Consider the following 19,125-nt stretch of genomic DNA (forward strand, 5'->3'; position numbering starts at 1 on the left):
ACATGGGGTTAACTATGGTAGTTTTACAGATCAAAAATACAAAAGCATTTATGAATACGCTTCTTAGAGGTAGTGATTTCGATGAATTTCTGCTTGAAGAAGCAGTTATAAAGACAGGGAATTCTTATACAATTGATGGGCATGTTAATAAAGAGTTTTATGGAGATCTTATAGCTGATGAGGCACCTTATGATCTTTCAAAGTGGGTTGATATTAAGAATGTATGTTTTGAGCTTATAAAGGGGAAGCATACTCCTCTTGGATTTAAGTTTGTAATGCAGGTTAAGCCGGAGCATACTACTGCGCTTCTTCAGAAGAAGGCATCAGCGCTAACAAGTAATGATGTAGCTTTTGTTATCAATGTTAAATTTGCGGATGGTATTACTACTATTACCAGTGCTTCTGCTATTAAGACTTTTTCACTTGATAAATCTTATGAGCAGATTTGGGATGATGCATTTAAGCGTTTCCTTACAGCACACGAGATTGAATTTGAAGAGCTTTAAAAAATGTTGTATCCAAGGATTATGTTCCATTATCTTTGAAAATGCGCGACATCTAATGCACAAAAAGGCGGTCATATAAAGCTTATATCTTTATATGACCGTCTATTATTATAATCGTATATTTCTAATCACATATCGTAAAAGACACGCCTCTACAATATGTTTTCAATAAACCAAAAGAATCTACAATGATATCTTTTAGAATTATTCACTCAGCATATTTTTTTAATATACTGATCAGTTCATCGTACTTGGGTCTTATCCTATCATATACTTCCATAGCGCCATCCATTGTTCCGGGGCGTAAGATCTCAGTTATCTCTTTAACATCAGCAAGGAAGCCATTGCCTTCCATTGCAAGATTACTGGCAACGCCTTTTAGGGCGTGTGCTCCCTGAAAAGCTTCTTCTGCGTTGCTACTTTCAAGACCGCTTTGAAGTTGTTCCATACTTGGGTCTTTTAGAAATTTTAGCATGAATTTCTCTACAAGATCTTCATTTCCAACAAGGCGTTCTTTGACTTCTTCCCAGTTGACGCCCCAGTTAATAAGATCATTTTTAAACTCTTCATTCATAGATAACCTCCTTGCCGGTATGATACCTGCATATGGTACTTGGTCATGAATGCATATTTCTAAAAGTGCGGATTTACTTCGGGGTCAGGTGATCATTGTAAATCACTCTACCATGCTAATCGATCAATTTATCCGATCAGTCGTTCTGCATTTTAAGAAGCTTTGCAGCCTGATCTGCAGTTGTAAGTGCTTCTACAAGTTCATCGAGATCTCCGTTAAGGACATCGTCTATTCTGTGAAGTGTTACCTTGATCCTGTGATCGGTAACTCGTCCCTGAGGGAAGTTGTAGGTACGTATCTTCTCAGAACGGTCTCCTGTTCCGATCTGGCTTCTTCTAAGTTCAGCTTCGCTGTCGTGCTGTTCCTGGATCTTAAGGTCATAGAGCTTAGCTTTAAGAAGAGCCCATGCCTTAGCCTTATTCTGAAGCTGTGAACGTTCTGTCTGAGAATAGATAACTATTCCTGTAGGGAGATGGGTAAGTCTTACGGCAGAGTCTGTGGTATTAACACCCTGACCACCATTACCGGATGCTCTTGTGATATCCATTCGTACATCTTCCGGTGGGATATCGATATCAACGTCATCTTCAACCTCAGGCATAACCGCTACTGTAGCTGTTGATGTATGAATTCTTCCACCTGATTCTGTAACAGGGACTCTTTGTACTCTGTGAACGCCGCTTTCATACTTAAGTTTTGCGTATGCACCGCTTCCTTCCACCATGAAGCTGACAGTCTTCATTCCTCCGATTCCGATATCTTCTACGTTGATGAGGGATGTTCTAAAGCCTTTACCTTCAGCATACTTGTTATACATACGATAAAGGTCCGCTGCAAACAAAGCTGCCTCATCGCCGCCAACTCCGGCTCTTATCTCGACGATTACGTTCTTATCATCGTCAGGATTCTTAGGAATAAGAAGAATCTTAAGATCCTGCTCAAGTTGTGGGAGCTTTTCAGAATTTTCATTGCACTCATCCTTGAGCATCTGTCTCATCTCAGGATCAGTCTCTTCTTCCAGCATCTGCTCACTGTCTTCTATAGCTTCTTTACACTTTTTATACTCTAAGTATTTCTCTACAAGTGGTGTAAGGTCGCTTTGCTCTTTCATAAGCTTTCTGAATCTGTCAGCATCTGATGCCACATCAGGTTCAGTAAGTACCATTCCTATTTCTTCATATCTGTGAAGAATCGCCTCAAGTTTATCTAACATAATAAATCCAATCTACTAATTTGTTTTTCACTGTTTTTTATTTAAAGATTCAATAATTTAGTAATAAAGCAGGTCAAGATATACTTCATCAAAAAACTATGATTTTGGATCACTTCATTTCAATAATAATGTAAGTAGCTTTTACTTCTTTTCGATGATAAAAACTAATTGACCAATCAAGTCACGCTTAATCACTTATACAAACAGCCCCTGACAACCCTGTCATTTCCGCCAAGGTCTTTGATAACCTCAACTTCGTGGAAGCCTGCATTTCTCATAAGCTCAGCCACTTCCTGTCCCTGATCATAGCCAATTTCCATCATTAGCCAGCCACTTGAATACAGAAATTCAGAAGCTTTCTCTACAATCCTTCTATAAAAGACAAGGCCGTCACTTCCGCCATCAAGCGCTATATAAGGTTCGCCCTTGCCAACTTCGGGAGGAAGAGTCTCAATAACTTTAGTCTTAATATAAGGAGGGTTCGATACGATCATATCAAACTTTTCATCAATATCCTGTGGGAAAAGATCTGTCTTAATGATCTTCGTTCTGTCGCTAAGACCAAGGTTATTACTATTAGCTGTCGCAACCTCTATAGCTTTATCGGATATATCCGTCATAACACAAGTGGTGTCATTCGTATAATGAAGGATGCTAAGCGCAATACATCCTGATCCTGTACAAAGATCCATAAAGCGCATGCCATCAGAAACTTCTCTTAACGCTTCTTCTACAAGTGTTTCTGTATCCTGGTTAGGCACAAGAACATTCTCATTAACAGTAAAATCAAGTCCCATAAACTCCTGATGCCCTACTATATAGGCAAGAGGAATCCTTGATGCTCTTTTTTCTATAAGTTCATTATACTTCTTTTCTTCTTCAGGTGACACTTCCCTGTCGCCATGAACTAAGAGTGTGTTATAGTCTGTGCCACAGACATACTCAAGAAGAAGCCGGGCGTCGAGCTGATACTCCGGCACTCCGGCTTCTTTAAGTCTGTCTGATGCGATTTTATAAACATCTGAATAAATCATTCCAGAACGTCTTCCTCATCTTCATCTGCAAAATCAAAACCAAAAACATCTTTCTGATAGGTTCTCCAGTCGAATATAGCTTCAACAGAAGCAATACCAACTTCAATCATTGACTCATCCGGTTCTTTGGTAGTAAGTCTCTGAAGAAGGAGACCCGGCTTTGAAATGATTGATATGACAGGATTGTCACTTTTTCCAGCAAACCTGATAAGTTCATATGATATACCTGAAACTACAGGAAGAAGCAGCACTCTATATAAGAGCTTCATCATAATACTATCAGTATTTATGAACATAAATAATATGATACTTACAACAAGTACGAACAGAATAAAACTGCTTCCGCATCTTTTATGAAATCTTGAAGAGCGCTTTACGTTAGCTACTGTAAGCGGAAGTCCTGATTCGATACAGTTAATGCACTTATGCTCTGCTCCATGATATCTGAAAAGACGCTTTATATCAGGCATCAGTGTGATCGTAAGAATGTACAGGATAAAGATTGCAATTCTTATTATACCTTCAGCAACTGCCTGAAGTGCCTGGCTCTGAAGATATACATTCATCCATGCAGAAAGTCTTTCAGGAAGTACCAGGAACAGGAAAATAGCCAAAGCAAAAGCTACTACTGTTGTAATAACAGAAAAGAACTTGTCTCCCTTGCCGCCTGTTACTGCATCAGCTGCCTTGTCAGCTGCTGTAGCATCCTCTGCATCGTCCTCATAAAAATCTGCAGATCTGTTTAAAGCCTTAGTACCAAGTACCAGTGAATCTATAAATACAAAAATACCTCTGATGAAAGGAATTCTAAGAAGCGGTGAGCCTGACAGAACTCCATGATATTCATCTATCTCAACATGCACATCACCATCAGGTTTGCGTACAGCAACCGCATAAAGGTCCTTATTACGCATCATAACTCCCTCAAGTACTGCCTGTCCTCCAATTCCCGAATAATGGGTAATTTTCTTTTTCATTATTTACGGTCCCCCAGTTTGTAATAATATAAAAAATGAGGCTGAGGCTTTTGCCTCAACCTCATCATTGGATTCTCTGTGAATCTCAAGCAATGGCTTACTATTATGCTTCTGCCTTGATGCCGTACTTCTTGTTGAATCTGTCAATACGACCACGAGCTGAAGCTGCCTTCTGCTGACCAGTGTAGAATGGATGACACTTAGAACAAATTTCTACGTGAATCTCCTTCTTAGTGGAACCTACTGTGAAAGTATTGCCGCAGTTGCAAGTAACTGTTGCCTGATAGAATTCTGGCTGTAAATCCTGCTTCATTTTTACTCACCTCTCTATATCTGAATAAACTTTCGAAAAATTCCGCATCTTTTTTGAATGCACAATTTCCGACTGTGCTGCTGTCCACATAGACAGCTATGTAATAATACCACAATTATGTCCAATACGCAAGTACAATTTTATTTCTTTAACCTGCGCTGACGCACGATCTCATATGCAAGGACACCTGCTGCAACAGATGCATTCAGAGACTCGATTTCGCCATTTACAGGAATAGAAGCAATCATATCGCACTTCTCTCTTACAAGTCTGCTAACGCCTGATCCCTCGTTACCGATAACAAGTCCGATAGGGCCTGTAAGATCAAGATCATACATAGGCTTTCCGTCCATGTCAGCACATACAAACCACATTCCGCGCTTTTTAAGATCTTCGATAGTCTTGGATATATTGGTAACCTTTACAACAGGAGTGTAGTTAAGAGCGCCTGCTGAAGTCTTGGCAACTGTAGCTGTAAGGCCGACTGCGCGGTTCTTAGGGATGATAACGCCGTGAGCTCCTGCAACATTGGCACTTCTGATGATAGCTCCAAGGTTGTGAGGATCTTCGATATTATCAAGGATAAGAACGAAAGGAGCCTTTCCTTCAGCTTCTGCCTTAGCGAAAATATCTTCTATTTCTGAATAATCATATGCTGCAGCAAAAGCGATAACGCCCTGGTGCTTACCTGTGATAGAAATCTGATCAAGACGCTCTCTTGAAACAAACTTCACGATAGTGCCGGCTTTCTTGGCTTCACGGCGGATAGTAGATACAGCACCATCTGTGCAGCCATCAAGAACATAGAGTTTATCGATAGTCTTGCCGCTTCTGAATGCTTCAACCACAGCATTTCTTCCCTCAATAGCAAGAGAATCTGCAGGAATCTCTATCTCTTCATCATCTGCAGAGTCATTTCTGCGATTTTTATAGCGGTCTTTACCGAAGTCTCTGCCATGGTCGTTATCACGACCTTTATCAAAACTGCGGCCATTTCCTGATACTTTACCAAGGCTCTTAGCACCTTTATTATCGTTTCTTTTAAAATTATTATCTCTCATTTAAATCTCCTGATCATATAATCTAAACGTCATAAAACAATCTAATGAGGTAGGTGTCAAAAGTTCCTTTTGACACCTTATGACTAACGGATTGTTCCGTTTCTTCGAAACTCTCACAATCCTAAAACATTCGCAAATCCGCACTACGTGCTACTTTGCTCATGTTTTGCGGGTCATAAATTCATATTCGATTTCGAGCAAGCTCGAATCGAAATGACTTTTGACCCTTACGTCATCTAATTATTTAAAATTCATTGCTATCTTTTATCAAATGACTGATTATGTATGATCTTTATTACTTCTTCTTTTCATCAAGAAGCTTAACACCGTACTGAACGAGTTCAAGCACGCGGTCAAGCCTTCCTGCAAGATACAGATATCCGCACAGCGCCTCAAGTCCTGTAGCCTTGCGATAATCGATCACAGACTGGTTCTTGGCACTTGTATAGGACTTGGCATTTCTGCCCCTGTGATATACTGCCTCTTCCTCTTCTGACAGCTTGTCCATAATGGAATCTATGATAAATGCCTGTGATGCGGCATTAACATAGCGGACTTTAGCTTTATTAAGAGTATTAGCAGGTCTGTTGGACTGCTCGGTAACAAGCGAGCGGATTATTATCTCATAAACGCTGTCGCCAATAAAAGCCAGAGCAAGTGGTGAATACGTTCTCATATCGATCTTTTTAAGACCGAAAGTATCACGTATAACACCCGCAAGATCTGCTATTTTACCGCTTTCGCAAAGGTTTTCTTTTAGCTCATCCTGCATTCCATCATTATTAAGGTCCATATTAGAATCAGTTAGGCCTTTATTGTCCATACTACGCCTTCTCTTGTATCCTTGATCTCAACGCCCTTTGCAAGAAGCTCATCTCTAATAGCGTCAGCTGTAGCAAAGTCCTTATTCTTCTTAGCCTGTGCTCTTCTTTCGATAGCATCAAGAACATATTTCTCAAGCTCAGGATCAACGCTTGTGCTTTCTTCAGAAAGAGCCTTTGCATGACCTATAAGATCAAGTGAAAGAACCTTATCAAAGCTTTCTATGATCGCAAGCTTAGTTGCATCATTAGTATCTGCCTTAAGAGCATCATAAAGAATTGTGATAGCCATTGCAGTATTAAGATCACCGCATACAGCATCAGCGAACTTCTCTTCAAAACTCTTTAATACATTATCGTCAACTGTTCCTTCTTCTTTAAGTTCAGCAATTCTCTTAATTAGCTTATTGAATGTAGCTGCTGCCTGATCAAGAGCGTCAAAAGAAAATACAAGCGGCTTTCTGTAATGAGACTGGAGGCAGAAGAATCTGTATACCAGCGGGTCATAGCCTTTTTCCTTAAGTACGGATACTGTAAGTATCGCACCCTTGGACTTACTCATCTTACCAGACTGGTCATTAAGGTGATTGGAGTGGAACCAGTATTTGCACCACTCATGCCCAAGATAGCTCTCTGACTGGGCAATCTCATTAGTATGATGAGGGAAAATATTATCAACGCCGCCGCAGTGGATATCGATATACTCACCAAGATGCTTCATTGAAATGCATGAGCACTCAATGTGCCAGCCAGGGTATCCAACGCCCCATGGGCTGTCCCATTTAAGAGCCTGATCTTCGAACTTGGACTTTGTAAACCACAGTACGAAGTCTGTCTTATTCTTTTTATTTGCATCCTCTTCTACGTCGTCACGAACGCCTACCTGAAGAGCCTCTTTTTCTACTTCTGAAGAGAATACATAGTATTCATTAAGCTTACTTGTATCAAAATAAACATTGCCACCTGCTACATAAGCAAAGCCCTTCTCAAGAAGAACTTCAATCATGTGGATGAACTCTGGAATGCAGTTAGTTGCCGGCTCAACTACGTCAGGACGCTTATTGCCAACAGCATCAAAATCAGTAAAGAACGCATCTGTGTAGAACTTAGCGATCTCCATTACGCTCTTGTGCTCTCTCTTGGCACCTGCAAGCATCTTATCTTCACCTGTATCAGCATCTGATGAAAGGTGTCCAACGTCAGTGATGTTCATAACTCTCTTAACATCGTAGCCTGCATATGAAAGCGCCTTGATAAGAGCATCCTGCATGATATATGTTCTGATATTACCGATATGTGCAAAGTGATAAACTGTAGGTCCGCATGTATAAATGGAAACCTTGCCCTCTTCTCTGGGCTTGAACTCTTCTACATTTCTTGTAAGTGTATTATAAAAAGTAAATTTATGTGCCATAGTATTTTTCTCCCATAAAGTATGATTTTTGTGCAAAGCTCAAAAACGCGCTTTTTCTGCGTGTTTTGCATATAGCTTATCCAGTATGCCCGGGTAACTGCCAACCCTTACGAATTACGACTACATCCCGGACAGCTGCTACATCGCTCGCTATCACTGTCATAGACAGTCATACCTTTTTCAAAAAAGGAAGAAAGACAACAGATAGCCTGTGAAGAAATACCTTCTCCACTTCCTGTAAATCCAAGGCCCTCTTCTGTTGTAGCCTTAACATTGATCTGAGAAAGATCGATTCCAAGATCATCAGCAATATTCTGCCTCATAGTATCGATATGAGGTCTCATCTTTGGTGCCTGCGCAATTATGGTCGCATCAATGTTCTCAATAAGAAAACTGTTTTCTTCAAGCATCTTGCCAACTTCGCGAAGAAGCATCCTTGAATCTGCACCCTTGTACTTAGGGTCAGTGTCAGGGAAGTGCTTACCTATATCTCCAAGCGCAGCTGCGCCAAGGAGTGCGTCCATTATCGCATGAAGAAGAACATCCGCATCAGAATGTCCCAACAGGCCTTTTTCATATGGTATTTCAACGCCGCCGATTATAAGCTTTCTGTCTTCTACAAGGCGATGAACGTCATATCCCATTCCTAAACGCATATATTGAAATCCTTTCTAATTGAACTAGATATATCAAATACCAGTACAAAATAACTTATATCAAAAATGATTTATATCAAAGATTATCTCATTATAAATCTTCGACATTCATAATACATTAATAACCACTTGAATTACAAGAGCCGCTCCGCAAGCACATGCTGCCACCGTCAAAAGATTTTTTCTTAGATATGAAAGAACAAGCGCAGTTACAAGCCCTGCGATGCCTGCCGCAAGACTAAGTCCATCTGACATAAGTATTGCAGGAAAAGTCATAGCCGCAAGTGTAGCAAAAGGAACATAATAAAGAAACGACCTGATAAAAGGACTCTTTATCTCTTTTCTTATAAGAACAAGGGGACAAACTCTGATAAGGTAAGTCACCAAAGCCATGACAATAATATAAACATACACATTCATCATGCTCACGCCTCCTTTTTCTTATTATCTATAACATCAGAATCTCTAGCTTCCACAGAGTCAGAACTATTGCCTTCTGCTTCTCCATCTTCTTCTACAACATCAGCATTTTTGTCCTTCTCTTCCCCTACAGGCGCGATTATCGCAGCCGCAATGCTTATAATCAGCGTAACGATAATAATTCTCATGCCTGATTTCACACTCTTAAGAACAGGTGCAAAGGTCATGATACAGGAAAAGAGCATTGCACTTATCACAACAGCCAGCACTGCCTTGTTATCTCTTGCCGGCGGGATGATTATAGCTATGAACATCCCATAAATAGCCAGCCCCAGACATGCTATAAGAAGCGGAGGCAGTATCTGCCCCGCAAAAGCCCCTAGAAAAGTTCCTAAAACCCAACCGAAAATTGAAATACTGATAAGGCCATAGGAATACGCAGGCTTAAGTTCACCCTTTCCAAGTACGCTAAGGGCAAAAATCTCATCTGTAACGCCATAAGCAATAGCCATCCTGTGAAGAATTCCCGTTCTTGGAGAGAGTTTTTGCGTTAGTGCCGTAGACATAAGCATATAACGAAGATTAATTATAAGCTGAAGTATTGCCATCTCCACAAGCGATACTCCATCTCTTATAGCATCAAGAGACGCATACTGCCCTGCACTTGTGACATTGGTGATAGACATTATCACCGCCTGAAGCGTAGTAAGTCCCTTATTACTGGCTGCTATTCCAAAGGCAAAAGATACTGCTATATATCCGGTACAGATTGGTATACCGTGTTTAAGACCTCTGCGATATTCCGATGTATTATCCATGTTATCCCTCGATCTGATCTATAACTTTTCTGATCTCATCTTCTGATGCATCTGCAAGGCTTCCCTGAACCATTTTCTCAGATCCGCCGCCCTTAGCACCGAATTTCTCTCTTAAAGCGCCTGCAACTTTTCTTGCATCACCCTCTGCAATTCCGCTTACGAAACGGTATCCGCTATCAGTCTTGACAAAAAAGCTGCAAAAACCGCTATGAGTGCTTGTAAGCTCGTTAATAGCATTCTGAACAGACTTATTGTCCATATCATCCACAAAAACAGTTACGTTCTTTTGATCCTGCGGAATCTCCTTGAGCTTATAAGAGGTAAGCTCAGCCCTTGCCTTTTGCAGACTTCCTTTTAATGCATAAAGCTCATTCTGCAGCTTTTCAACCTGCCCGGGGACATTTTCTATAGAAGTAGTAAGGCTTCCCGCAAGATTCTGTATAAGCGTATGTTCACTACCCAGAGTCTTAAGTGCCCTTAATCCGCATTCAATGAAAACCCTGACACCGCCCTTATAATTCTGACGTCCAAGCACCTTCAAAAAGCCTATCTCGCCAGTCCTTCTAACATGAGGAGCACAGCAGGCACATACGTCAACTCCGGGGATCGTAACAATCCTTACATCTCCGTCAAGTTCCTTTTTACTTCTGTATTCCAGCTTATCAAGCTCATCTTTTGAAGGCCATGAAACCAGTATCTCAAGATTCTTTACTATTATCTCGTTAACAGCTCTTTCTATATCAAGCACCTGCTCATCATCAAGAGGCCCGTTAAAATCCATGGTAACGACCTGTCTGCTCAAGTGGAATCCCACATTGTCATATCCGTATTTATTATGAACAGTTCCTGAGAAGATATGCTCGCCTGAATGCTGCTGCATCTGATCAAAGCGGTGCTCCCAGTCGATAACGCCGTGTACACTGTCGCCTTCTTTAAAATTCCCTTTTACCACATGGAAGATAAGCTCTTTGCCGTCTCTCTTTTCAATCTGAACGTCAAGAACTTCCTGCCCGTTCAAAGCTCCAAAGTCAGCTTCCTGACCTCCTTCTTCCGGGAAAAAAAGTGTCTGATCAAGGTAAACCTTGCTTGTACCCTTAAATCGCCCGTCTTCTACAGGTTCCGTACTTAAAACAACCGCATCAAACTCAGTCGCATAAGCATCCTTATCATATAATTTAATAGTTGAAAAAATTCCTGAATCTATCATATAAACTCCCACAAAAGTAATTAGACTCTTCCTTAAGCCCAAGCTGGCTATTTAGTATATAAAACTCCATATATTCTATCACACTTTAACGCACTATTCACCTAAAATCCATCCCCAAAAAAGTATTACCGTCAGAATTATCTATAAACAAAAAGTCACATACAACGTTATAAAAAACTCTCTAAAGCAGACTTTTTATCAGTCAACTTTAGAGAGTCAATATAGAGCTAATATCTTACCAAACGAGAGATTTCATTTTTTCAATAGCACAGTATCAATATCACCTGCTATTTTCCTGTTTCATCAACGCTTATCCCTGTCGATGAATTCCAAAAGTATCACTGTGATAACAGAATAAACGATCGTCCATAGTATCAGCCATCCCCAGCATTCTATAAGTATAAAAGGATCAAAATTGTAATCAGGATTCTGGTTAAGCTCTCCAGATTTCATAAGGAGCTCATCTCTTTGATTATTCTCTTCAATAAGTTTAAAAGCTTCAAGAAGCGGCTTTTCGCCTTCAACTTCAAGATTTTTCATCTTAAGCGCGTTGTTCCACACAGATACCATGGGAAGTGAATTGTAATCACCCTGGCTACATAAGGCTGTCAGTCCCCACTTGGTCGCTGTAAGGTTCGTAAATGGCATAGCCTCTGCAGGAAGACTGAAAAATCCACCCGAGAAAAGGAGCTGCACTATAAGCATAAACGGCATAATAGTCATAGCCGTTGTTGTGGTCCTTGCAAAAGATGATATAAGAAGAGCCAGCATATCAGCACAATATGTTATAAGAAAGAGTGTTATTCCAAAGTCAACTACAGGCAAATCGAAGATAAGACCCTTTTCAGGAAGCTTAACGCCCATAAAACTTATAACATTTATAGTGATCACAGCCTGCGCCACACAAAGAAGTGCCTGATATATCATGTGAGCTGCAACATACGAACTAATGTGAAGTCCTGATCTGTGCTCTCTTTTTACAATAGCTCTTTCACGGCAGACCATCTGTATTGAGTTGAAAAAGCCATTCCAGACACATATACACGCAAGGGCAAATGAGCCCATAAGCGTGCCTTCCATGGTAACAAAAAGATTTTTGCCGACAGAAAATGCAACCAGCGCAGCTATAACAGCTGACATAGGAAGTACCTTCCAGTCATTTTGGAAAAGAAACATTCTAAAAAGCTTTCCAAGGTATATAAATGTCTGTGTCAAACGGCCTTTATGTCTGATTCTTCGCTCTCCCATAGCTTACACCACCTTTTCCTGTACCATATCGGCATACTTTTCGACGAATTCGTCTGCCCTTCCTTCACCGCCTTCATCTTTCTGGTTAATGGAAAGGAGTATGTCTTCCATGGAATCTTTTCCAAAGAATTCATAGGCTTCTTTGACAGGGCCATACCAGGCAAGGCGTCCTGTTCTGGACTTATCCTTGGCAAGAACGATAACATCATCAAAAAGATCTATTACTCTGTCAGGAGTGTGGGTAATAACTACAACAATCTTACCTTCATCTGCGATAGCTCGAAGCTTTTCAAAAAGGCTCCTTGCTACAACACCGTCAAGACCTGAATCAGGCTCATCCAGGATAAAAAGCGTCGGGTCAGAGATAAATTCCATCGCTATTGATAACCTTTTTCTCTGGCCGCCGGAGAGCTTTTCTACAAGATTATTCTTAACAGAAGTAAGGCCGAACTGTTGCAGGACTTCTTCTACTCGTTTATTTCTCTTGGATGCGGACACGCTTGATGGAAGTCTTAATGTTGCAGCATCCAGCAGGGTCATCAATACAGTATCATTTCCCCTCATAAGATCCTGCTGGGGAACAAAACCGATGTCGTACTTCATCTTGCCGTAGTCTCCATAGACATCCTCTTTACCCAGTTTGATGCTGGCATTGGCTTTCTCATAACCTGTTACAGCATTAAGATATGTAGTCTTACCCGCACCGGAACCTCCAAGAAGCAGTACCATATGTCCTGTAGGGATACGCATATGTATATCTTTTAAAAGGTCTTTTTTCCTGAAAAAATCTATTACTGTCCTGTTCTTGATATTTACAGTAAGACCTTCTTCTATTGCACTTAAGTGACCACCAAATTCTTTGGCGCCTTCGATCTTGCTGAAATCCTTAACCTGCATAGTTGGCTGGAACTTTTTAGAATATCCCCAGACTATAGAAACAAACCATTCAAAGAATAAAAAAAGCCATATCCATCTTTTTTTCCTGCCAAAAACATTTATAAGGCCTAGATATATTCGCGCTTCATAGACAATACTTGCTACACCCAGCCCCATTATAGGTACAAACAGAAGCATTTTAACTCCTGTATTGATATCTAAATATACGGCAAAGGTCAGTATATATAAGATAAAATATATTATTGCATAATGACGACCATCTTCTTCCTTGTTACCACATAAGCCTATCTTATATTGTCTCACTCCAGGAACAAAAGCCCAGATTCTTCTGACCCCGCACTTTTTAAAAATCCCCAAATAGCCTATAGATACTAGAATATATGTTAGTATCTGAGTGATTTGAGAATAGCCAAAACTTGTTGTAGTTATTGTCATGCAACCTCCTTATATATCATCCACATCTTTAAAATATATTCTATACAAAAACTAGTCTACACCAATACTATACACAACTTTTCCAAATACTATTTTACCTTATAATCACCTCATTTTGCACCAATAAAAAATCGGCAAAGCCATTCAGCTCTGCCGATTCAATGATCATTAAACAATTACTATTTACTTATCAGCCTCAAGAGGAAGATTTGCAAGAATTCCTGTAATCTTCTCACGCACTTCTTCGAATTCCATATCAAGAGCATATGCGATCTCTGAATAGAACAGCTTCTCAGCAATTCCGAGATACTTCTCATCCATAGAAGCAAACTTCTTGCCTTCAGCAGCGCGAACGGCCTTAATGTGGTAAAGGGTCTTGATAAGACCAAGAACATCCTCTGCCTCATTCTTCTTGCAAATATCTGAGATTACGATCTCAGCCTTCTTGCCCACAGGAAGGTCTGTGAAATTCATATCATCAAGTCCTTCAATAAGATCGGAAGCTGTCTCTGCGGAAATAACCTCACGCATCTTATCTTCAGCACCGTCCATAGGAACGTATAAAACGCCACCTCTGTCAATAGCAGAAATCATCTGATAATACATCTTCTCGCTTCCCTTAGGAAGGAATGATGGAACAAGTGTGTCTGCTACCTTGCACAACCCATGATTTCCATAAACTGCAACATCTCCTATACTAAGCATTTCCACCTCTCTTTGTGACCATCCGAACGAAATATGTAAGCGTTTACCATAATACTTAAAAAATATGACCTGCAAGGATGATTTGCAGGTCAAATCATAAATCGATTATAGCACATTTTTAATGAAAATGTAATACTTTTTGATACTAAATTTCGCAAAAAGTTTCCGCTTTGAATATATAGTCAAATTGAACAAAAACATTTTATCTTTCGTTTTTTATTCGTAAAATATGCCACTTTTACCAAATAATTGATTAAAGTCATCACGCGTCAAGCAGTTATAATACTCGGTTTGCGAGGTTTTGAGCATGGGATTATAAGAGTTCTTGATGGTGTGGTGCCAATAGAAGCCAAGGTGCTTCATCACCCTCCTAGATTTAGTGTTTCCTTTGTAATATGCACACCATATTTGGTCAAGATTTAGATTACGAAATCCGTAACAAATTAGCTCAAAAGCCGCTTCTGTAGCAAATCCAAGGTGCCAGTATCTACTTCCAAGCCAGTAACCAAGCTCGGCCTGGTTTTCCTTAGTACCTCTGGCTTTGTTAGGGCCCATGGCAAGAGTTACATTGCCTATCGGAACCCCCGCTGTTATTGGATTTCCCATGCAGTCGAAAAGCCTTTCTTTAGGAATTATCGCAAATACAGTTCTTTTCATATATATATTTCTGATGATAGTCAGACTGTACGCTACGCTTTCATGAGGAATCCATCCGGAGCTTGGCCCTACAAGAGGATCTTTGGCAATCTCAAAAAGAGCCGGAGCATCCGACTCTTTCCATGGTCTTAATATAAGTCTTTTCGTTTCAAGAATTGTACCGGTTACAAGCTCTCTATCTCTGGCAACCATATAATCCTTTCAGGGCCGCAACCTGCGCGGCCCATATAAAGATCATTTTAGTTAATATTAGTTCCTTTATGACGGACAAGACTGTCACAGCCTGTTCCCTGAATTGCTTCTTTGATAAAAGAGAATAAAACGCCGCCATATGTACTGTAATCTTCGTGCTCATAGTTACGGTTGAAGGCTACGAATTCGCCGTCTTCATACTGAACGCACATAGCACCGCCGACTTTCTTAACAATGTATCTTGTAACATTGCCGGATGTAACAGTTACATATTCATAATCATTATCTGAAAGGAAAGCAGAAATATCTGCATTTTCATCATCATCTGCAGCAGGAGCAGCTTCCATAGCAGGTGCTTCTTCCATTACTGGAGCTTCTGCCATTTCGGGCGCAGGTTCTTCCATCGCTGGCATTTCAGGCATTGCTGCCTCTTCCATTGCTGGAGCTTCTGCCATAATTTCGGGTGCTGCTTCCATCGCTGGCATCTCTGGCATTGCTACTGCCTCTTCTACTACTGGCGCTTCTGCCATCATTTCTGGAGCTGCTTCCATTGCCGGCATTTCCGGCATTGCTGCCTCTTCTACTACTGGCGCTTCTGCCATCATTTCTGGAGCTGCTTCCATTGCTGGCATCTCCGGCATTGCTGCTGCCTCTTCTACTACTGGTGCTTCTGCTACCATTTCGGGTGCTGCTTCCATCGCTGGCATCTCCGGCATTGCTGCTGCCTCTTCTACTACTGGTGCTTCTGCTACCATTTCGGGTGCTGCTTCCATCGCTGGCATCTCTGGCATTGCTGCCTCTTCTACCGCTGGAGCCTCTGCCATAGTTTCTGGTGCTGCTTCCATTGCTGGCATTTCTGGCATTGCTGCCTCTTCTACTGCTGGAGCCTCTGCTACCATTTCTGGAGCCGCTTCCATTGCTGGCATTTCTGGCATTGCTGCTGCCTCTTCTACTACCGGTGCTTCTGCTACCATTTCAGGTGCTGCTTCCATCGCCGGCATCTCCGGCATTGCTGCTGCCTCTTCTATTACTGGTGCCTCTGCCATTTCAGGCACTGCTTCCATTACTGGTGCCTCTGCAGCTTCTGGAGCCGCTTCCATTACCGGTTCAGCAGGAACTGGCTGATCCAAAGGTATACTATCAAGTGCCATAGCTGCCTCAACTGCAGCCTGAGCCTCTGCTATATCAGCTGCTGCTTCTGCGGCAGCATCACCACCTTCTGCCGTTTTCATTGCAGCAAGAAGATCATCAACACTCGCTTCTGACAAATCTTTACCCAGCATATCCTGAACATTCAAACCTTCCATGGAGACTCCTTTCCATCATACAACTGAAACCGAACCGATATTGACAGACTCTCGAAACATACAGGCGAATGGAAAACCTGATCAAGTCTGCCTGGTCCAAAAACTGCGACCAAAGTAAACGTACATAGAACCGTACATTACTTTTATCGTAAAAAAAGCCTCAAAACATTACTCTTTTTACAAAAATAATGCTTTAAGGCTTATAAAACTCAGCAATTCCCAGTATAAACATACTTCACATACCGTCTCCCAATCTCCGCACACTTATATACGAAGGAAACATCTGTCGGCTCTCCGTCATCCATCTTATATCTAGGAAAAAACCTTGTGATATGCCACACTATATCTTCTTTTGCATTAAGCGAAGCTATCCATTTTCCCATATTCTCTATTTCTTCAACACTATCATTGATCCCCGGAACAATAAGAGTTGTAAGCTCAAGGTGAGTATCCTTTGCAGCTCTTTTAATAAAATCTTTGACCTGATCAAGGTCTCCGCCAAGCACCTTAGAATATGTCTCTTTGGAAAAAGACTTAAGGTCTATATTCATTGCATCGATATAAGGAAGGACTTTTTCCAGCACCCATGTATCAGCGCATCCATTACTGACCAATACGCCTGCCATGTCTTTTTCCTTAATGAGCTTCCCTGTATCAACTATATATTCCCAGAAAGTAAGCGGCTCATTATAGGTAAAGGCAACGCCAATATTGCCCCTTGGCTGGTAAAACTCTGCAAGCTCGCACAGTTTTTCCGGAGAAATTGTCTCTAAATACAGCTCCCTGTCAGAAACAGTCTTACTGCCTATAGTAACTCTGCCACTTTGGTCTTCTCCAGCCTGAGCAATCTCATAATTCTGGCAAAAAGGGCATCGAAGATTACACCCAAAGCTCCCGACAGAAAGCACATAAGAACCCGGATGAAATCTGGCAATAGGCTTTTTCTCTATAGGATCAAGTGCGATAGAAGTAATCTTGCCATAGCTTATGCTTCCTACAACGCCGCCTTCACACCTTCTGGCCCTGCAAAATCCAATCTGACCTTCAGAAAGCCTGCACTTATGAAAACACACTTCACATATGCCGTCCATACCTTATCCTCATCTAAAGCCTAAAATTTTTTTAATGATGCCTTACAACCTCAAACCTCTGCAGATTCACCTTCTCATACTCACCAATACCAGCCTTACGCTTGGCTATAGCAATCTGATCATCGACATTGTCAACACCGTCAAGATCAGGCAGAAGGAGTCCTCTCCTAAAGCCGTTTGTAACGATGACTCCGTATTTTTTCACATCAAGCTGCGCTTTAGAATCTATATCCTCAGCATCCCCAAGAACGTCAACGCTGTACTCAAGCCTGTCAAGTTCACTCTCTTCTACCGGCTCAAACCTTGGATCCTTGGTAGAAGCTGAAATTGCATTTTGGATGATCTCTTCTGCCACGCAGTCACAGGTCGCAGCTATGGTACCGATACACCCTCTGAGTCCACCTCTTATATGAAGAGACACAAATGCCCCGGCACTTCTTTCATACATCTCAGAAGGAAGGTCATCAGGAACCTTTATCACACGTCCTTCTTTTATATAAGTTTCTATAGTTTTTCTGGCAAGCTTTACATAAGGATCTTCCATAGCTTTTTTCTCCATAAGAGATTTCTTCTCTTCTTCAAGATACTGTTCCAGATACCGGCTGTCATCATCGCCGCCTATAACCTTATACGTACATATTCCATAGCCAACCCCTGTTACATCCTGGTGTGAGAGCTTATGAGTTTCAACCTTCAGCCCGTCAAAAGCTCCCCCCATTATGATAAAAGACCTGTGGCCGCACTCAGAAGCCTTGTCACAAAGATAAGGGTCGAACTTAAGAAGCTCTCCAAAAGCACCCCGCCCCATGCAGTCCATTATTTTCTCATCATAGACAGGGCCACTTGGATCAAAGCCGTAAGGGCCGTCATCCTTAAGCTTATGGGAAAGATCTCCGCTTGCAACATACACAACTCGTCTTCCAAGCTCATCAGCCGCCTTCTTTACTATCTGCCCCATCTTATAATGGTCAGCAAAAGAAATTCCTGATATGCCAAGGCGGACCAGCTTGAAATCCTTATATTTTTTCATAATGAAATAAAGAGGAACGATCGTTCCATGATCTAAAGACTTATCACGCTCTCCCATGTAGCCAGCCGGAATATCCTCATCCTCAGAAAGCTCGCAAAGTCTGTTGGAAAGCTCAGCATCATACAAAACACTGATTTTTACGCTTCCCGCGCCAAATCTTCCCAGATCGCCACTAGCCTCATATCCGGGAGAAATATGAAGATAATCAGAATACATGACACTATGAGGAGATGATAAAACGATAGTATCAGGCTTAAGGGATGCAACAAAATCAGCAGCTTTTTCATAAGCAGCCGTTGTTTCTTTTATTACACTCTCACCGCCTCTTCCTACTTCAGGAACGATAAGCGGCGGATGAGGAACCATAATGCCACCTACAATGCCCATATACGCACCTCCACTGAAATTTCAATGATCTGTAGTTGATGATTTACGGTTCAAAAAAATCATATTTTATATTTTTTTTGTAAAAACCCTTTATTTTTTGACGTTTTTATGATAATATAACAATAACTTAATATGTTTAAGCTTATTATATATAGCCTTTGA

General features: G+C 41.2%; 20 protein-coding genes. 1 reads left to right on the top strand and 19 read right to left on the bottom strand.

Features of this window, described 5'->3' with window-relative positions:
- Window positions 1-14: 14 nt before the first annotated feature.
- Window positions 15-506 (top strand): DUF5721 family protein, encoded by a 492-nt coding sequence (locus WAA20_RS14695; protein ID WP_073388140.1) that lies wholly within the window; start codon window positions 15-17, stop codon window positions 504-506.
- A gap of 208 nt (window positions 507-714) precedes the next feature.
- Here WAA20_RS14695 and WAA20_RS14700 read toward each other — a convergent pair whose 3' ends face one another.
- The 19 genes from WAA20_RS14700 to amrA all read right to left on the bottom strand — a co-directional run bounded on the left by WAA20_RS14700 (window position 715) and on the right by amrA (window position 18,963).
- Complete coding sequence (locus tag WAA20_RS14700) at window positions 715-1,080, bottom strand: Hpt domain-containing protein (protein WP_073388138.1); 366 nt, start codon at window positions 1,078-1,080, stop codon at window positions 715-717.
- Window positions 1,081-1,216: 136 nt separating this feature from the next.
- Complete coding sequence (gene prfA / locus WAA20_RS14705; protein WP_073388136.1) at window positions 1,217-2,293, bottom strand: peptide chain release factor 1; 1,077 nt, start codon at window positions 2,291-2,293, stop codon at window positions 1,217-1,219.
- A gap of 191 nt (window positions 2,294-2,484) precedes the next feature.
- Window positions 2,485-3,327 (bottom strand): peptide chain release factor N(5)-glutamine methyltransferase, encoded by an 843-nt coding sequence (prmC, locus tag WAA20_RS14710; RefSeq protein WP_073388134.1) that lies wholly within the window; start codon window positions 3,325-3,327, stop codon window positions 2,485-2,487.
- Window positions 3,324-4,304, bottom strand: a complete 981-nt coding sequence (locus WAA20_RS14715; RefSeq protein WP_073388132.1) for a DUF1385 domain-containing protein — start codon at window positions 4,302-4,304, stop codon at window positions 3,324-3,326. The genes prmC and WAA20_RS14715 overlap by 4 nt, the downstream gene beginning before the upstream one ends.
- 103 nt (window positions 4,305-4,407) lie before the next feature.
- Entirely contained in the window at window positions 4,408-4,617 is a 210-nt protein-coding gene (rpmE, locus tag WAA20_RS14720) for a 50S ribosomal protein L31 (protein WP_073388130.1), read from the bottom strand.
- Window positions 4,618-4,757: 140 nt separating this feature from the next.
- On the bottom strand, window positions 4,758-5,504 hold the full coding sequence (gene rlmB, locus WAA20_RS14725) for a 23S rRNA (guanosine(2251)-2'-O)-methyltransferase RlmB (protein ID WP_242951183.1): 747 nt from the start codon (window positions 5,502-5,504) through the stop codon (window positions 4,758-4,760).
- Between the two features lie 469 nt (window positions 5,505-5,973).
- On the bottom strand, window positions 5,974-6,501 hold the full coding sequence (locus tag WAA20_RS14730) for a ribonuclease III domain-containing protein (RefSeq protein ID WP_242951182.1): 528 nt from the start codon (window positions 6,499-6,501) through the stop codon (window positions 5,974-5,976).
- Complete coding sequence (gene cysS, locus WAA20_RS14735) at window positions 6,483-7,913, bottom strand: cysteine--tRNA ligase (protein WP_073388128.1); 1,431 nt, start codon at window positions 7,911-7,913, stop codon at window positions 6,483-6,485. Before cysS ends, WAA20_RS14730 begins: the two co-directional genes overlap by 19 nt.
- Window positions 7,914-8,020: 107 nt before the next feature.
- Window positions 8,021-8,569 carry a 2-C-methyl-D-erythritol 2,4-cyclodiphosphate synthase gene (gene ispF / locus WAA20_RS14740; protein WP_073388126.1) on the bottom strand — a complete coding sequence of 183 codons (549 nt, stop codon included), beginning with the start codon at window positions 8,567-8,569 and terminating at the stop codon, window positions 8,021-8,023.
- Window positions 8,570-8,677: 108 nt separating this feature from the next.
- Window positions 8,678-8,992 (bottom strand): AzlD domain-containing protein, encoded by a 315-nt coding sequence (locus tag WAA20_RS14745; protein ID WP_073388124.1) that lies wholly within the window; start codon window positions 8,990-8,992, stop codon window positions 8,678-8,680.
- A 2-nt stretch (window positions 8,993-8,994) separates the two neighbouring features.
- Window positions 8,995-9,807: an AzlC family ABC transporter permease gene (locus WAA20_RS14750; protein WP_073388121.1), complete on the bottom strand. Its 813-nt coding sequence runs from the start codon at window positions 9,805-9,807 to the stop codon at window positions 8,995-8,997.
- Window position 9,808: 1 nt separating this feature from the next.
- The gene (locus WAA20_RS14755; RefSeq protein WP_073388119.1) at window positions 9,809-11,014 is read right to left on the bottom strand and encodes an alanine--tRNA ligase-related protein; all 1,206 of its coding nucleotides are present in this window, start codon (window positions 11,012-11,014) and stop codon (window positions 9,809-9,811) included.
- A 303-nt stretch (window positions 11,015-11,317) separates the two neighbouring features.
- Window positions 11,318-12,262, bottom strand: a complete 945-nt coding sequence (locus WAA20_RS14760) for an ABC transporter permease (RefSeq protein ID WP_073388117.1) — start codon at window positions 12,260-12,262, stop codon at window positions 11,318-11,320.
- A gap of 3 nt (window positions 12,263-12,265) precedes the next feature.
- Window positions 12,266-13,594, bottom strand: coding sequence for an ATP-binding cassette domain-containing protein (locus WAA20_RS14765; protein ID WP_073388115.1), 1,329 nt, complete (start codon window positions 13,592-13,594; stop codon window positions 12,266-12,268).
- A 183-nt stretch (window positions 13,595-13,777) separates the two neighbouring features.
- The gene (locus tag WAA20_RS14770; protein ID WP_073388113.1) at window positions 13,778-14,299 is read right to left on the bottom strand and encodes a CarD family transcriptional regulator; all 522 of its coding nucleotides are present in this window, start codon (window positions 14,297-14,299) and stop codon (window positions 13,778-13,780) included.
- A 216-nt stretch (window positions 14,300-14,515) separates the two neighbouring features.
- Window positions 14,516-15,148 carry a GNAT family N-acetyltransferase gene (locus tag WAA20_RS14775; protein WP_073388110.1) on the bottom strand — a complete coding sequence of 211 codons (633 nt, stop codon included), beginning with the start codon at window positions 15,146-15,148 and terminating at the stop codon, window positions 14,516-14,518.
- A 47-nt stretch (window positions 15,149-15,195) separates the two neighbouring features.
- Window positions 15,196-16,455 (bottom strand): hypothetical protein, encoded by a 1,260-nt coding sequence (locus WAA20_RS14780; RefSeq protein ID WP_338801387.1) that lies wholly within the window; start codon window positions 16,453-16,455, stop codon window positions 15,196-15,198.
- Window positions 16,456-16,664: 209 nt separating this feature from the next.
- The gene (gene amrS, locus WAA20_RS14785) at window positions 16,665-17,546 is read right to left on the bottom strand and encodes an AmmeMemoRadiSam system radical SAM enzyme (RefSeq protein ID WP_073388106.1); all 882 of its coding nucleotides are present in this window, start codon (window positions 17,544-17,546) and stop codon (window positions 16,665-16,667) included.
- A 31-nt stretch (window positions 17,547-17,577) separates the two neighbouring features.
- Window positions 17,578-18,963, bottom strand: a complete 1,386-nt coding sequence (gene amrA / locus WAA20_RS14790; protein ID WP_073388103.1) for an AmmeMemoRadiSam system protein A — start codon at window positions 18,961-18,963, stop codon at window positions 17,578-17,580.
- Between the last annotated feature and the right edge of the window lie 162 nt (window positions 18,964-19,125).

It is taken from the genome of Butyrivibrio fibrisolvens (genome assembly GCF_037113525.1).
Taxonomy (GTDB): domain Bacteria; phylum Bacillota; class Clostridia; order Lachnospirales; family Lachnospiraceae; genus Butyrivibrio; species Butyrivibrio fibrisolvens.

Bases quoted from the DNA above. Each gene is read 5' to 3' on its own strand.
- WAA20_RS14695 (WP_073388140.1), top strand. From the start codon at position 15: ATGGTAGTTTTACAGATCAAAAATACAAAAGCATTTATGAATACGCTT.
- WAA20_RS14700 (WP_073388138.1), bottom strand. From the start codon at position 1,080: ATGAATGAAGAGTTTAAAAATGATCTTATTAACTGGGGCGTCAACTGG.
- prfA (WP_073388136.1), bottom strand. From the start codon at position 2,293: ATGTTAGATAAACTTGAGGCGATTCTTCACAGATATGAAGAAATAGGA.
- prmC (WP_073388134.1), bottom strand. From the start codon at position 3,327: ATGATTTATTCAGATGTTTATAAAATCGCATCAGACAGACTTAAAGAA.
- WAA20_RS14715 (WP_073388132.1), bottom strand. From the start codon at position 4,304: ATGAAAAAGAAAATTACCCATTATTCGGGAATTGGAGGACAGGCAGTA.
- rpmE (WP_073388130.1), bottom strand. From the start codon at position 4,617: ATGAAGCAGGATTTACAGCCAGAATTCTATCAGGCAACAGTTACTTGC.
- WAA20_RS14730 (WP_242951182.1), bottom strand. From the start codon at position 6,501: ATGGACAATAAAGGCCTAACTGATTCTAATATGGACCTTAATAATGAT.
- cysS (WP_073388128.1), bottom strand. From the start codon at position 7,913: ATGGCACATAAATTTACTTTTTATAATACACTTACAAGAAATGTAGAA.
- ispF (WP_073388126.1), bottom strand. From the start codon at position 8,569: ATGCGTTTAGGAATGGGATATGACGTTCATCGCCTTGTAGAAGACAGA.
- WAA20_RS14745 (WP_073388124.1), bottom strand. From the start codon at position 8,992: ATGATGAATGTGTATGTTTATATTATTGTCATGGCTTTGGTGACTTAC.
- WAA20_RS14750 (WP_073388121.1), bottom strand. From the start codon at position 9,807: ATGGATAATACATCGGAATATCGCAGAGGTCTTAAACACGGTATACCA.
- WAA20_RS14755 (WP_073388119.1), bottom strand. From the start codon at position 11,014: ATGATAGATTCAGGAATTTTTTCAACTATTAAATTATATGATAAGGAT.
- WAA20_RS14760 (WP_073388117.1), bottom strand. From the start codon at position 12,262: ATGGGAGAGCGAAGAATCAGACATAAAGGCCGTTTGACACAGACATTT.
- WAA20_RS14765 (WP_073388115.1), bottom strand. From the start codon at position 13,594: ATGACAATAACTACAACAAGTTTTGGCTATTCTCAAATCACTCAGATA.
- WAA20_RS14770 (WP_073388113.1), bottom strand. From the start codon at position 14,299: ATGCTTAGTATAGGAGATGTTGCAGTTTATGGAAATCATGGGTTGTGC.
- WAA20_RS14775 (WP_073388110.1), bottom strand. From the start codon at position 15,148: ATGGTTGCCAGAGATAGAGAGCTTGTAACCGGTACAATTCTTGAAACG.
- WAA20_RS14780 (WP_338801387.1), bottom strand. From the start codon at position 16,455: ATGGAAGGTTTGAATGTTCAGGATATGCTGGGTAAAGATTTGTCAGAA.
- amrS (WP_073388106.1), bottom strand. From the start codon at position 17,546: ATGGACGGCATATGTGAAGTGTGTTTTCATAAGTGCAGGCTTTCTGAA.
- amrA (WP_073388103.1), bottom strand. From the start codon at position 18,963: ATGGGCATTGTAGGTGGCATTATGGTTCCTCATCCGCCGCTTATCGTT.